This is a genomic window from Streptomyces sp. NPDC101234 (genome assembly GCF_044767525.1).
Taxonomy (GTDB): Bacteria; Actinomycetota; Actinomycetes; order Streptomycetales; family Streptomycetaceae; genus Streptomyces; species Streptomyces sasae.
The window spans coordinates 26,643-40,003 of sequence record NZ_JBIWOA010000009.1; the positions used below are offsets into that span (position 1 = coordinate 26,643).

Consider the following 13,361-nt stretch of genomic DNA (forward strand, 5'->3'; position numbering starts at 1 on the left):
CCCCCGCGACCGCTCACACGGCTTCTGCGACTGGTCGTATCGCCCCCGCGACCGCTCACACGGCTTCTGCGACTGGTCGTATCGCCCCCGCGACCGCTCACACGGCTTCTGCGACTGGTCGTATCGCCCCCGCGACCGGTCACAAGGTCTCTGCGACTGGTCGTATCGCGCCCGCGACCGGTCACAAGGTCTCTGCGACTGGTCGTATCGCCCCTGCGACCGGTCACAAGACCGCCCCCGCAACCGGCCGGAACACCCCCGGGACCGGTCGCGACACCGCGCCCGGAACCCCCGACACCTCTGATACCTCAGGCACCCCCGGAACCTCCGCTCCGCCCCGCCGTCTCGTCCTCTTCGGTGAGCCCGGGGTGGGTGCCTACGCCCTTGCCGCGCGGCGCAGGCTCGAGCTGCTGTCCGAGGCCGGCGCGGGCATCGGTACCACGCTCGATGTCCGCCGTACCGTCGAGGAACTGGCGCAGACGGCCGTGCCGAAGCTGGCCGACTTCGTGACCGTCGACCTGCCCGATGCCGTGTTGCGCGGCGAGGAGTCCGACGACCCGCTGGGTGATCTGCGCCGGACGGTGGTGCACGGGGTCCGCGACGGGCTGCCGTTCACGCCGGTCGGCAAACGGATCGAATTCGGCCCGACCACCCCCCAGTTGCGCTGTCTGACCCATGGCCGGGCGGAGCTGGAGCCGGATCTGCAGGTCGCCGCGGGCTGGCTCGCACAGGATCCCGAGCACACCGAGCAACTGCTGGCCCACGTGCGCTCGCTGATCGCCGTACCGCTGGTGGCCCAGGGGGTCGTGCTGGGCATCGCCAGTTTCTACCGTGCTCAGGGCTCCGCCGCCTTCGGCGACGACGACCGTTCGCTGGCGCAGGAACTGGCCGCACGTGCGGCCCTCTCCATCGACAACGCCCGCCGGTACACCCATGAACGCTCGATGGTCCTGGCCCTCCAGCGCAGACTCCTGCCGCACCGGCTGCCCGACCAGGACGCCGTGGAGATCGCCCACCGGTATCTGCCCGCCGAGTCGGACGTCGGCGGCGACTGGTACGACGTCATCCCTCTCCCGGGTGCCCGGATCGGGCTGCTCGTGGGCGATGTCGTAGGGCACGGCATGCTCTCGGCCGCCACCATGGGCCGGCTGCGTACCGCCGCCCGCAGCTTCGCCGAACTGGACTTCCCGCCGGACGAGGTGCTCAGCCACCTGGACGACCTGGTCGGCCGGCTGGATCGCGACGACCCCGACGGCGAGGGCTCCGGCATCATCGGCGCAACCTGTCTGTACGTCGTCTACGATCCGACCACGCAGCGCTGCGTCATGGCCCGCGCCGGCCACCCGCCGCCCGCGCTGGTCCGACCCGACGGCAGCGTCTCCTACCCCGACCTGCCCGCCGGTCCTCCGCTCGGTCTCGGCGGGCTGCCCTTCGACTCCGCGGAGGTCGACCTGCCGGAGGGCAGCCAGCTCGTCCTCTACACCGACGGACTCATCGAAGACCGCCACCGCGATGTGGACGCCGTCCTGGAACAGCTGCGCAGCGCCCTGGCGGACCGCCCGGAGCGCACCCCCGAGGAGACCTGTCAGGCGGTCCTGGACAGCGTGGCGCCCGCCCATCCGTGCGACGACGTCGCCCTGCTGGTCGTCCGCACCCACGCCCTGGGGCCCGACCGGATCGCCACCTGGGAGCTGCCCGCCGATCCGGCCCTGGTCGGTGAGGTCCGCGCCGCCGCCCTCGGCAGGCTCGGTGAATGGGGCCTCGACGAGACCGCGTTCGTCATGGAGCTGATCCTGAGCGAGCTGGTCACCAACGCCATCCGGCACGGCTCCGGACCCGTCCGGGTACGACTCCTGCACCACCGCACCCTGATCTGCGAGGTCTCCGACACCAGCAACACCGCCCCGCACCTGCGCCGGGCGGCCACCACCGACGAGGGTGGCCGGGGCCTGTTCCTGGTCGCCCAGCTCTCCCGGGCCTGGGGCACCCGGCACCTGGCGGAGGGCAAGGTCATCTGGGCCGAATGCGGAGTCGACGGCGTGTGAGACCCCCTCGGCACCCCATATCGTATGGATTGATGTAATTTTTTCCCGTGTGTGACGCTCCCGGCCTGGCTGCGGCTCCCGCCTCCGCGGCGGAACCCGTGGTCAGCATCCGCGGGCTCGTGAAGAGGTTCGGCGGGACCGTCGCACTGGACGGCGTCGACCTGGACGTCCACGCCGGCAGTGTCCTCGCCCTCCTCGGACCCAACGGTGCCGGAAAGTCCACGCTCATCAAGGTGCTCGCCGGAGTGCACCGTCCCGACGCCGGGCGGATCACCGTCATCGGACACCCCCTCGGCAGCCACGCGGCCACCGGCGCGATGTCCTTCATCCACCAGGACCTCGGGCTCGTCGACTGGATGACGGTGGCCGAGAACGTCGCCCTGGGCACCGGATACCCGCGCCGTGCCGGCCTGATCTCCTGGCGCCGCACCCGCGAGCGCTGCGCAGGCGCCCTACGGACCGTCGCCGTACACCTCGACCCCGACGAACCGGTCGCCCGGCTGGCCCCCGCCGAGCGCTCCCTGGTCGCCATCGCCCGGGCACTCGTGGCCGACGCACGGCTCATCGTCCTCGACGAGCCCACCGCCCGCCTCCCGGCCGCCGACTGCGCCCGGCTCTTCCGCAGCCTGCACGACCTGCGCGACCGCGGCCACGCAATCCTCTACGTCAGCCACCGCCTCGACGAGGTCCACCAGGTCGCCGACACCTTCGCCGTCCTGCGCGACGGCCGGCTCGTCAGCCGCGGCCTCCTGGCCGGGTACAGCCCCGCCCGTCTCGTCCACGACATCGTCGGCGAGCAGCCCTTCGGCCTTCGCCCCACCGCGCCGGTCCCTGCCAGGGCACCGGCCGTCCTCACCCTCGACGGACTGCGCACCACCGGCACCGGCCCGGTGAGCCTGGTACTGAGGGCCGGCGAGGCCGTCGCCCTCGTGGGCCTCTCCGGCGCCGGGCACGTCGAGCTGGGCCGTGCCCTCGCCGGTGCCCTGCCCATGCTCGGCGGAACCGCCACGCTCGACGGCCGGCCCTACCGCCCCCGCACGGTCGCCGACGCCGTCGCCCGCGGCGTCGGCCTGGTCCCCGGCGACCGGCTCCGGGAGGGCTGCCTCCCCCAGCTGACCGTGCGCGAGAACCTCCTCGCCAACCCCCGAGCCGACGGCGTCCCGGCCCTGCACCGGATCCGCCCGCGCCGGGAACGGGCCGAGGCCGCCGGGCTGGTCGACCGGCTCGCCGTGCGCCCGCGCGACACCGAGGCGCCCGTCGCCACGCTCTCCGGCGGCAACCAGCAGAAGGTGATGATCGGCCGCTGGCTGCGCGCGGGCCCCCGGCTGCTGATCCTGGAGGAGCCCACCGCGAGTGTCGACATCGGCGCCAAGGGCGCGATCCACCGACTGCTCGACGACGCCCTCGCCCAGGGCCTCGCGGTCCTGCTCGTCTCCAGCGACTTCGAGGAGGTGGCGGACGTGTGCCGGCGCGCCGTCGTCCTGGTCCGCGGGAGGGTGACGACCGAGCTGAGCGGCAGCGCCCTCACACCCGCCGAACTCACCCGAACGGCCTCGGCGGTACCCCCTCCCGGACCGGGTGACGGACGGGGACCGGGCTCCGGACCGAGTGGTGGGCAGGGGCCGGGCTCCGGAACCGGTGGCAGGCCATGACCGGGTTCCGGAACGGGTGGCAGACCATCACCGGGCTTCGGAGCCGGTTGCGGGGTGTGACCGGTCGTGGGCCCCGGCCGGGTGGCCATCTGATCGGGTCCTACGGGCTGCCGGTCCTCACCCTCCTGCTCGTCCTGGTCTTCTCGCTGGCGCTGCCCCGGACCTTCCCCACGCTGGACACCGTCGACTCGATCCTGTCCACCCAGGCGATCCCGGCCGTCCTCGCGCTCGCCGCCATGGTCCCCATCGTCACCGGCGCCTTCGACCTCTCCCTCGGCTACGGCCTCGGCCTCGCCCACGTCATGGTGATGAAGCTGATCGTCGACGTGGGGTGGCCCTGGCCGCTCGCCTGTCTCGCCGTGGTCGCGGGCGGCGGCCTCGCCGGGGTCGTCAACGCGGCCGTCGTGGAGTTCGGGCGGATCGACTCCTTCATCGCCACCCTCGGCACCGGCAGCATGATGTACGCGATCACCGGCTGGGTCACCGGAGGCGGCCGGATCGTCCCCGGCCCGCAAGGCCTCCCGGCCGCCTTCACCGACCTCTACGACGCGAAGTTCCTCGGCCTGCCGATCCCCGCCTTCTACGTCCTCGCCCTCGCCGCCGTCCTCTGGCTCGTGCTGGAGCGGCTGCCGCTCGGCAGGTATCTCTACGTCGTCGGCTCCAACCCGCGCGCGGCCGAACTCGTCGGCATCCGCACCCGCACCTGCACGGTGTACGCGTTCACCGCGTCCGGGCTGATCATCGGCTTCGCCGGGGTGCTGCTCGCCGCCCAGCAGGAACTCGGCAACCCCAGCGTCGGTCTCGACTACCTGCTGCCCGCCTTCGCCGGCGCCCTCCTCGGCTCGACGGCGATCAGACCCGGCCGCCCGAACGTCCTCGGCACGGTCGTCGCGGTCGCCGTCCTCGCCGTGGGCCTCACCGGCATCGGCCAACTGGGCGCCGACTTCTGGACCGTCCCCCTCTTCTACGGCGGCACCCTCCTGGTCGCCGTGGGCCTCGCGGGCTACGCGTCCCGTCGCCGCCTGGGCACCGGCACCGGCCTGCCGCCCGAACCGCCGACGCCGGCGGAGGGGGGCGCCGAATGACGCCTTGTCCGTGGCATGTCCGCCGACACGGGCAGGCGGGGGCCGGGCGCGGCCTGTCCCACGCTCCGCCCGCTCTGCCCTTCGGCGACCCGGGGTACGGCATCCGTACCGCCCGCCCCCGCCCCGGTGTCCGCCGGCGCCGGTTCGCCCGTCGCACCGCCGCGCTGCTGGCCACGATCGCCGTTCTCGCCGGCTGCGAACGCGGCTCCCCGCGCACCGGGCCGGGGGAGTCGCTCACCGGCCCGATCGGCTGCCCCGCCGTCTACGACACCGCCCGCGCCGCCGTCGAGCGTGCGGAACGCACCGATGTGCCCTGGAACGGGCCGACGACCGGCCCGCGCGCGGTGACGGGCAGGTCCCTCGTCTATGTGGCCCAGACGATGACCAACCCCGGTGTCGCCGGTGCCGTGCAGGGCGTGCGGCAGGCGGCACGGGTCGTCGGCTGGGACGTCCGGGTGATCGACGGCGGCGGCACCCCGGCCGGCATCCAGGCCGCGATGGGCCAGGCGGTCGATCTCAAGCCCTCCGGCATCGTCATCGGCGGTTTCGACCCCGGCTCCACCGCGCAGCAGGTCTCCCGGGCCGCCGCCGAGAACATCCCGCTGGTGGGCTGGCACGCGGTCGCCGCGCCGGGCCCCAGTCGGCGGCCCCCGCTCTTCAGCAACGTCACCACCCACGTCCGGGACGTGGCCCGCATCAGCGCCCAGTGGGTCATCGGGCACTCCCGCGGCAGGGCCGGGACGGTGGTCTTCACCGACGCCTCGATCCCGTTCGCCCTCACGAAGTCCGAGCTGATCAGGAAGGAGCTCGCCACCTGCCCGGGCGTGCGCGTCCTGGCGTACGAGAACATCCCGATCCCGGACGCCGGCAGCCGCACCCCGCGCGAGATCGCCTCGCTCCTGTCCCGCTTCGGTGACCGCTGGACCCACTCCGTCGCCATCAACGACCTCTACTTCGCCGACGCCGCGCCCGCCTTCCGCGCGGCCGGCGCACCGGGCTCGGGACCGCCGTACAACATCGGCGCGGGCGACGGCGATCCGTCCGCCTTCCAGCGCATCAACAGCGGGCAGTACCAGTCCGCCACCGTCCCCGAGCCGCTGACCCAGCAGGGCTGGCAGATCGTCGACGAGTTCAACCGCGCCTTCTCCGGCAGCCCGGCCAGCGGCTACGCGGCACCCGTCCATGTCTCCACCGCCGCCAACACCGGCGGCGCCACCTCCTGGGACCCGTCGGGCTACCGGGAGGCATACCGGGAGATCTGGGGCAGGTGACGTGCCGTGTGTCGGCGATTCGACGCGAACATACGGAGGCCGTCCCCGGGTACGCGGGGACGGCCTCCACCTGTTTCCGCGGCGTCAGGCGCCGGTGGCGATGCGGAACGCGTCGGTCACACCGGCTCCGGCAGCCGCTCGTCCTCGTTCATCGACAGCTCCGGGGGCGCCTTGCGGAACAGGCGGGTGAGCCAGGCCAGCTGGACGATGCCGAGCGCGAGCCAGATCAGGCCCAGCGTGATGGCCTTGCCGTCCAGATGGGCGAGCAGCCAGAGGTCGACCGCCGCGCCGATCGCCGGGACCACGACGTACGACAGGACACCGTGCCGGGTGCCGCTGCGGCGCTCCCGGACGAACGTGGCGATGACGCTGATGTTGACGAAGGTGAAGGCGGTGAAGGCGCCGAAGTTGATGAACGACGTCGAGGTCGCGACGTCCAGGCGCAGGGCGATGAGTCCGATCGCGCCGGTGAGCAGCACGTTGACGGCCGGGGTGCGGAACTTCGGGTGGATACGGCCGAAGATCCTGCGCGGCAGCACCGAGTCGCGGCCCATCGCGTAGAGCAGCCGGGCGGCGCTGGCCTGTGCGGCGATACCGGACGCGGCCTGCGCGACGACCAGCCCCGCGAGGAAGAACGAGGAGAACAGGTCGCCGCCGATGGCCTTGGCGATCTCGAAGGCGGCCGAACCCGAGTCGTTGAAGTGGGAGCCGGGGTGGGCGAGCTGGGTGGTGTAGGCGACGACGACGAAGACGGCACCGCCGATCAGGGCGGTCAGCATGATCGCCCGGGGCATGGTCCGCTGGGGCTCCAGGGTCTCCTCGGTGAGGGTGGTGACCGCGTCGAAGCCGAGGAAGGAGTAGGCAGCGAGCGCGGCGCCCGCGGAGATGCCGGTCGCGGTCGTGGCGCTGTTGGCGAACGGGGTGGCACTGGCCAGGGCGCCGGCCCCGCCGGCCGACACCACGTGCCGCAGGGACAGCAGCACGAAGATCCCGATGACCAGGATCTGGAAGATCATGAGCAGGTCGTTGACGCGCTCGGCGGTCTTGATGCCGCGCACGTTCAGCGCGGTCGTCACGGCGATGAAGGCGACGATCCACACCCAGTTCGGGACGCCCGGGTACTGGGCGTGCAGATAGGCGCCGCCGATCAGCCAGATCACCATCGGCAGGAAGAAGTAGTCGAGCAGCGTGGCCCAGCCGACAAGGAAGCCGACGCGCGAGTCGACGGCCCGCCGTACGTAGGTGTAGGCGGAGCCGGCCACGGGGTGGGCGGCGGACATCCGGCCGTAGCTGTGCGCGGTGAACAGCATGGCGGCGAGGGCGACGAGGTAGGCGCTGGGGACCGCGCCGCCGGTCTCGTCGGCGACCACGCCGAAGGTGCCGAGCACGATCAGCGGGGCCATGTAGGCCAGGCCGAACACCACGACCGATCTCAGGGTCAGGGTGCGGGCCAGCGCGGGTGCGGGTGAGTTCACGATGCGGCTCCGGGGGACGGGGCGGGGTGCCAGCGGCGGGGATCGATACGGCCGCCGTACAGCGGCAGTTCTATGGGGCGGTCGGTGTCGGTGAAGTGGTCCCACATGCGGGTGACCCCGGCGGTGCCGTGCTCCCGTACGCGGGTGACGTCGTCGAGATCGATGACGTCGGTCAGGACGGTCGCCTCCGTGGAGGGCGCCTCGGCGCGCACCCGGCCCTCCGGGTCGACGACCAGGCTGTGGCCCGTGCCCACCGGGCCCGCGGTGTTCACGCTGACGACGAAGACCTGGTTGGCGATGGCGTTCGCTCGGGCCAGGACCAGCTCCTGCTCCCGGTCGGGCGTCGTCGTCATCACCGGGTTGACGATGACCTCGGCGCCCAGCCACGCCAGATGGCGGGCGACCTCCGGGAACCAGGCGTCGTAGCAGATGGCGAGGCCCATCCGGCCGGTGCCGGGCGCGTCGAACACGACGAAGCGGTCGCCCGGGTCGTACGGCTCGGTGGGGCGCCACGGGAAGACCTTGCGGTACGACGCCACCAGGCGGCCCTCGGGTGAGAAGGCGAGCGCGGTGTTGTAGAGCTCGCCCTTCGGGCCCCGTTCGGGGACCGTGCCGGGCAGCAGCCAGATGCCCAGGTCACCGGCGAGTTGCGCCAGCTCCCCGACCCGCGGGCCGGCCAGCGGCTCGGCGGCCTCCCGCAGCACGCCCGCGGCCTCGTCGGGCGGGCCGGTCACCCCGAACAGATGGAGTTCGGGGAAGACGGCCATCCGGGTGCCGGGCGAGTCGAGGAGCATCCGCTCGACCTCGGCGGTGAAGCCGGACAGCGGCGCGCCGGCCGGACGGGGAGGCAGCTGGCCGAGGGCCAGGGGTAGTGCACGGGGCATGGCGAAGAAAATAGGTCAGGATGAGCACTTAAACAAGACTGCTCATCCTGATCAGTTTTAGATGACGTCCAGCGGATGGTTAAGGTGGCGCCATGCCTGGCCGCCGTACCGAAGCCGCTGCCCCGACCGCGCAGCTCCAAGCTCCCCAGCTGAGCGGCATCCGGCGACTGTCCGCACTGGAGGCGGTGCGCGCCCGGATCGCCCTCGCCGTGGACCTCGGCCTGCTCGCCCCCGGCGAGCGCCTGCCCGGCACCGACCGGATCGCCGCCGCGCTCGGCGTCGGCGAGATCACCGCCCGGCGCGCCCTGGTCTCCCTGTGCGAGGACGGCGTACTGGAGCGCCGCCGCGGCCGCAACGGCGGGACGCTGGTCGCCGAGCAGCCCGCGAAGGGCGTCATCGACACGACCACCGCCTACCGCGCCGACACGGCCGCCGTGCACCGGCTGATCGACCACCGGCTGGTCCTGGAGTGCGGCATCGCCCACCTGGCGGCCGAGCACGCCGACGACGCGGCCCTGGCGGAGCTCCAGCAGCTGGTGGACGCCATGGACCGGGCGGAGAGCTGGGCCGAGTTCCACGGCCTCGACGAACGGTTCCACCTGGCGACGGCCGCGGCCACCGGCGTCCCCGGCACCGACGTCCCCTATGCCACCGTCCTGCGCGAGCTCTACCGGTACTACCTGCCGTACCCGATGGCCGCCCTGCGTGAGTCGAACGCCGAGCACCGGCGGCTTGTCGAGGCCCTCCGCGCCCGGGACACCGCCGCGGCCGGCGCGGTCGCCGCGCGGCACGTCGAGACCCTGCACCGGACGATGTACGTCGGCCTGCTCACCGACTGAAGTGCCGCCCCCCGAGTCCCCGGGGGCACCCCGCAGGCACGGTCAGCCGCGGCTGTTCGTGGACACGGGCGGGACGGACGCGTCGGCCTGGCGCAGCTCGGCGAGGAGCACGTTCTGCCCGGCGAGCAGTTCGGTGAGGATACGGCGGGCCGCGCGCAGCAGGTCGGCGACATCGCCGCCGGCCAGTGCGTAGCTGACGGTGGACCCCTCCCGGATGGACACCACGATGCCCGACCGGCGCAGCACGGCCAGCTGCTGCGAGAGGCTGGACGGCTCGATCTCGATGTCGGCGAGCAGCTCCCGTACCGGAACGGGCCCGTGCTGGAGCAGTTCCAGGACCCTGATGCGCACGGGGTGCCCGAGCATGCGGAAGAAGTCCGCCTTGGCCTGGTAGAGGGGGACTTGCATGACCGCTCGCTCTCTGCCGGGTCGAGTGGGGTGGGCCGCCGGGGTGCGGCGGCGCCTCGCGGCACCGCCGCATTGGCCCTGTACAGCCGATCCTTGCCGTCCGGGGCCGTGCGCAGGCATGACTTGGGATCATGCTGATGTGGTCACTTGAAGAAGTTTTCACATCATGGGCGCACGAAGCCCCGGACCCAGGACGGCTGCTAGACCTCCAGCTGTTCCTCGACCCGCTTCAACTGGTGCCGGGCCATGGCGAGGTTCGAGCGCTCCTTGTCGAGAACCAGGTAGAGGAACAGGCCGTTCCCGCTGCGGCCGGTGATCAGGCGGATGAGGTGGTACTGCTTCTCCAATGTGATCAGGATGTCCTCGATCCGGCTCTTGAGGCCCAGCTCCGACATGGTGCGTACCTTGGCCCGGATGACGTCCGTGTTGCCGGCCGCGGCGACGGTGAGGTCGAGGTCCTTTCCGCCGCCCAGCGTTCCCAGGGCCATGCCGCTGGTGTAGTCGACGACCGCGGCTCCCAGTGACCCCTCGACCCCGGCCATCATTTCCTTCAGCGACACTTCCACGCTCGCCATAGCGGCGCCTCCCCTTTGGTTGTCGGTTGCGACGGACCGGCGGTCGCCGTCCCGTCCGTTGCATGGACCGTAGGTCGGGGGGAGCCGTACCGGGACGGCGTCTCCGGGTCTGACGGATGATGACCGGACAGCCGCGTCACCCGTCCGTTTGAGCGACGGAAATCGGTGCGAGGGAGAGCGAAGTTGACGCTGCGCCGCGGGACGGCGGTCGGTACGACCGGTCCCGGCGGCGAGCGGACGTCAGGGCAGCACGACGATCTTGCGCCCCTGGCCGGCGGCGAACCGCTCCAGCGCCTGCGGGTACTCCGCCAGCGGCAGCCGGTGACTGATGAACACCTGCGGATCGAGGACACCGGCGGCGAACAGCTCCGCGGCGCGTTCATAGCTGTGCAGCACGGCCATGGAGCCGGTGATGGTGATCTCCTGGTTGTAGATGCGGTACGGGTCGATCGTGACCCGGGTCGCGTAGTCGGCGACCCCGAACTGCAGGAAGGTGCCCGCCTTGGCGACCCGGTCCAGGCCGTCCTGGATGGCGGCCGCGTTGCCCGTCGCGTCGACCACCACGTCCCAACCGCCCGGTCGTGCCAGCTCGTCGGCCGAGAGCGCCGTCTGCGAGGAGCCCAACTTCGCGGCCGTGGCCAGCCGTTCCGGATTGACGTCGACGACGTCCACCGAAGCGGCACCGGTGCGCTTGGCCAGCTCCAGCATCATCAGGCCCATCGTGCCGCTGCCGTAGATCAGCACATGGGAGCCGAGCCTGCTGTTGAGCACGTCGTAGCCGCGCACCGCGCAGGACAGCGGCTCGATGAGGGCCGCGTCCTGGACGCCGATGTGGTCCGGCAGCCGTACGCAGTTGGCGACGGGTGCCACCGCGTACTCGGCCGCGCCGCCTGCCACGGTCACCCCGATCGCCTGCCAGCGGTCGCAGAGGTTGTTGCGTCCGGCCCGGCAGTAACGGCACTCGTTGCAGTACAGCGAGGGGTCCACGGCGACCCGGTCGCCGATGGCCAGTTCGGTGACCTCGCGCCCGAGACCGACGACCACCCCGGCGAACTCGTGGCCCGGCACGACCGGCAGGGTCGGTGCGAACTCGCCCTGCAGGATGTGCAGATCGGTCCCGCACAGTCCGCAGGCCGCCACCTCGGCCACGACCTCGCGCGGCCCGGGAGCGGGATCGGGCACCGTGGTGACGGTGACCTTGCCGGGGGCTTCGATGACGGCGGCTTTCACTTGACTGCTCCTAGGGACAGGCCGCGGACCAGTTTGTCCTGGGCGGCGAAACCGGCGATGAGGACCGGCAGGGAGACCAAGGTGGCGGCGGCGCAGAGCCGGGCGAGGAAGAGGCCCTCGCTGGTGATGAACCCGACGAGGAAGACCGGTGCCGTCGACGCGTTGGTCGCGGTGAGGTTCACGGCGAACATGAACTCGTTCCAGCTGAAGATGAAGCAGATCAGCGAGGTGGCCGCCAGTCCGGGGGCCGCGACCGGTGCGACGATCCGCCACAGCACGGTGAGCAGGCCCGCGCCGTCGACCTCCGCCGCCTCCAGGATCTCCTTGGGCACCTCGGCGAGGAACGAGCGCATCATCCACACCGCGATCGGCAGGTTCATGGCGGTGTAGAGGACGATCAGCGTCCACACGTTGTCCAGCATCCCGGCGTCCTTGACGATCAGGTACACCGGCAGCAGGGCCGCGATGGCCGGCAGGAACTTGGTGGACAGGAAGAAGAACATCACGTCGGTCCACTTCTCGACCGGCTTGATGGACAGCGCGTAGGCCGTCGGCACCGCAAAGGCCAGCACCAGCAGCGTCGAAATGACGCTGGCCATCGCCGAGTTGAGCAGGAACGGGGTGATGTCCCGGCTGAACAGCAGCCGGTACTGGTCGAAGGTGAGGGAGGCGAAGGGGGTCGGCGGGTTGGTCGCCGCGTCCGCCTCCTGGTGGAAGGAGGTGAGCACCATCCACGCCACCGGCGCGAAGAACGCCAGCGTGGCGAGCCAGGCGACGAAGGTCCACAGCGGGGAAAGCCGCGCCGCGGCCCCCTGGTCGTCCGGACGCCGGCGCAACAGTTTCCTGACTCCCGCACCGGGCGCGGCGACGGCTGCGCGCGTCATGGGGACACCTGTCATCGGGGCGTCTGTCATCGGGACACCTCCTCGCGGAACAGCGACGCGATGGTGCGCAGCGCGAACGTCGCGATCACGATCGAGCCGAGCACGACGACCACTCCGGCGGCGGCCGCCTGGCCGTACTCGAACTTGCGGAACATGGTCAGGTAGATCTCGTAGGGCAGGTTGGTCGTCTGGGAGCCGGGGCCGCCCTGGGTGATCGTGTAGACCGCGTCGAAGGTCTGCACGACGTAGATCGTGCCGAGCAGGATGCCCAGTTCGATGTACTGGCGCAGATGCGGCAGGGTGATGTGTCGGAAGGTCGCCAGCGCCGACGCCCCGTCCACCCGGGCCGCCTCCAGGACGTCACCGGGCTGCGCCTGCAGACCGGCCAGCAGGATCAGCATCATGAACGGCGTCCACTGCCAGACCAGGGAGACGACGACGGCGGGCATCGGATACGACGAAACCCAGTCGACCGTCGGGCCGTTGGCGGCGCCGAACAGCCGGCACACGGCGTTGAGGGTGCCGTTGAGCAGGCCGTAGTCGGGGTTGTAGATGGCGTGCTTCCACAGCAGCGCCGCCGCGACCGGCATCACGAGGAACGGCGCGATCAGCATCGTCCGTGCCAGGCCCCGGCCGACGAACCGGCGGTCGAGCAGCATCGCCAGACCGAGCCCGAGGACGACGCTGATCAGCACCACCGACGCGGTGAGCACGACGGTGTTGAGGACCGCGGTGCGCAGCCGTTCGTCGGTGAAGACGAATTTGAAGTTGGACAGGCCGACGAAGTGCCGGTCACCCGGCTTGAGGATGTTCCACTGGAACGTGGAGATCACGATGGTGGCCACGAAGGGCAACTGCGTGACGGCGATGGTGAAGACGAGCGCCGGGAGCAGCGGGAGACGGCGCTTCCACTTGCCGGCGCCGCCGGACGAGCGCGTGCGGCCGGGTGGTGGTGCGGTCGTGGGCGGAGCGGTGAGCGTGGTCATGGAGAGTTCCTCTGCCGGTGACAGCCG

General features: G+C 71.7%; 11 protein-coding genes and 1 pseudogene. 5 read left to right on the forward strand and 7 right to left on the reverse strand.

Annotated features, from left to right (window positions below):
- Nucleotides 1-335 precede the first annotated feature (335 nt).
- The 4 genes and pseudogenes from ACIRR9_RS18010 to ACIRR9_RS18025 form a co-directional block, all read left to right on the forward strand.
- Nucleotides 336-2,045: pseudogene (locus ACIRR9_RS18010) on the forward strand (SpoIIE family protein phosphatase); the annotation flags it as partial.
- A 47-nt stretch (nt 2,046-2,092) separates the two neighbouring features.
- The gene (locus tag ACIRR9_RS18015) at nt 2,093-3,697 is read left to right on the forward strand and encodes a sugar ABC transporter ATP-binding protein (RefSeq protein WP_403752407.1); all 1,605 of its coding nucleotides are present in this window, start codon (nt 2,093-2,095) and stop codon (nt 3,695-3,697) included.
- Nucleotides 3,694-4,782 (forward strand): ABC transporter permease, encoded by a 1,089-nt coding sequence (locus ACIRR9_RS18020; protein WP_403752410.1) that lies wholly within the window; start codon nt 3,694-3,696, stop codon nt 4,780-4,782. The genes ACIRR9_RS18015 and ACIRR9_RS18020 overlap by 4 nt, the downstream gene beginning before the upstream one ends.
- Nucleotides 4,779-6,053: a substrate-binding domain-containing protein gene (locus tag ACIRR9_RS18025; protein WP_403752413.1), complete on the forward strand. Its 1,275-nt coding sequence runs from the start codon at nt 4,779-4,781 to the stop codon at nt 6,051-6,053. Before ACIRR9_RS18020 ends, ACIRR9_RS18025 begins: the two co-directional genes overlap by 4 nt.
- Nucleotides 6,054-6,169: 116 nt before the next feature.
- Here ACIRR9_RS18025 and ACIRR9_RS18030 read toward each other — a convergent pair whose 3' ends face one another.
- Together ACIRR9_RS18030 and ACIRR9_RS18035 are read right to left on the reverse strand one after the other, a co-directional pair.
- Entirely contained in the window at nt 6,170-7,528 is a 1,359-nt protein-coding gene (locus ACIRR9_RS18030; RefSeq protein WP_403752416.1) for an APC family permease, read from the reverse strand.
- Complete coding sequence (locus ACIRR9_RS18035; RefSeq protein ID WP_403752419.1) at nt 7,525-8,412, reverse strand: carbon-nitrogen hydrolase family protein; 888 nt, start codon at nt 8,410-8,412, stop codon at nt 7,525-7,527. The genes ACIRR9_RS18030 and ACIRR9_RS18035 overlap by 4 nt, the downstream gene beginning before the upstream one ends.
- Before the next feature lie 92 nt (nt 8,413-8,504).
- Between ACIRR9_RS18035 and ACIRR9_RS18040 the strand changes: the two genes are divergently transcribed.
- Nucleotides 8,505-9,251 carry a FadR/GntR family transcriptional regulator gene (locus ACIRR9_RS18040; protein WP_123979142.1) on the forward strand — a complete coding sequence of 249 codons (747 nt, stop codon included), beginning with the start codon at nt 8,505-8,507 and terminating at the stop codon, nt 9,249-9,251.
- A 42-nt stretch (nt 9,252-9,293) separates the two neighbouring features.
- On the opposite strand, the gene ACIRR9_RS18045 is transcribed toward ACIRR9_RS18040, so the two are convergent.
- The 5 genes from ACIRR9_RS18045 to ACIRR9_RS18065 all read right to left on the reverse strand — a co-directional run bounded on the left by ACIRR9_RS18045 (nt 9,294) and on the right by ACIRR9_RS18065 (nt 13,334).
- On the reverse strand, nt 9,294-9,659 hold the full coding sequence (locus ACIRR9_RS18045; RefSeq protein ID WP_365339382.1) for a metalloregulator ArsR/SmtB family transcription factor: 366 nt from the start codon (nt 9,657-9,659) through the stop codon (nt 9,294-9,296).
- Nucleotides 9,660-9,859: 200 nt separating this feature from the next.
- Nucleotides 9,860-10,234, reverse strand: coding sequence for a hypothetical protein (locus tag ACIRR9_RS18050; RefSeq protein ID WP_123979144.1), 375 nt, complete (start codon nt 10,232-10,234; stop codon nt 9,860-9,862).
- Nucleotides 10,235-10,474: 240 nt separating this feature from the next.
- Nucleotides 10,475-11,464, reverse strand: coding sequence for a zinc-dependent alcohol dehydrogenase family protein (locus tag ACIRR9_RS18055; RefSeq protein WP_403752424.1), 990 nt, complete (start codon nt 11,462-11,464; stop codon nt 10,475-10,477).
- Nucleotides 11,461-12,348, reverse strand: a complete 888-nt coding sequence (locus tag ACIRR9_RS18060; RefSeq protein ID WP_403752427.1) for a carbohydrate ABC transporter permease — start codon at nt 12,346-12,348, stop codon at nt 11,461-11,463. The genes ACIRR9_RS18055 and ACIRR9_RS18060 overlap by 4 nt, the downstream gene beginning before the upstream one ends.
- 26 nt (nt 12,349-12,374) lie before the next feature.
- Nucleotides 12,375-13,334, reverse strand: a complete 960-nt coding sequence (locus tag ACIRR9_RS18065) for a carbohydrate ABC transporter permease (protein ID WP_403752430.1) — start codon at nt 13,332-13,334, stop codon at nt 12,375-12,377.
- Nucleotides 13,335-13,361 lie beyond the last annotated feature (27 nt).

Excerpts from the sequence above, each read along its gene's own strand:
- ACIRR9_RS18020 (WP_403752410.1), top strand. The coding sequence starts at position 3,694 with ATGACCGGGTTCCGGAACGGGTGGCAGACCATCACCGGGCTTCGGAGC.
- ACIRR9_RS18025 (WP_403752413.1), top strand. The coding sequence starts at position 4,779 with ATGACGCCTTGTCCGTGGCATGTCCGCCGACACGGGCAGGCGGGGGCC.
- ACIRR9_RS18035 (WP_403752419.1), bottom strand. The coding sequence starts at position 8,412 with ATGCCCCGTGCACTACCCCTGGCCCTCGGCCAGCTGCCTCCCCGTCCG.
- ACIRR9_RS18040 (WP_123979142.1), top strand. The coding sequence starts at position 8,505 with ATGCCTGGCCGCCGTACCGAAGCCGCTGCCCCGACCGCGCAGCTCCAA.
- ACIRR9_RS18045 (WP_365339382.1), bottom strand. The coding sequence starts at position 9,659 with ATGCAAGTCCCCCTCTACCAGGCCAAGGCGGACTTCTTCCGCATGCTC.
- ACIRR9_RS18050 (WP_123979144.1), bottom strand. The coding sequence starts at position 10,234 with ATGGCGAGCGTGGAAGTGTCGCTGAAGGAAATGATGGCCGGGGTCGAG.
- ACIRR9_RS18060 (WP_403752427.1), bottom strand. The coding sequence starts at position 12,348 with ATGACGCGCGCAGCCGTCGCCGCGCCCGGTGCGGGAGTCAGGAAACTG.
- ACIRR9_RS18065 (WP_403752430.1), bottom strand. The coding sequence starts at position 13,334 with ATGACCACGCTCACCGCTCCGCCCACGACCGCACCACCACCCGGCCGC.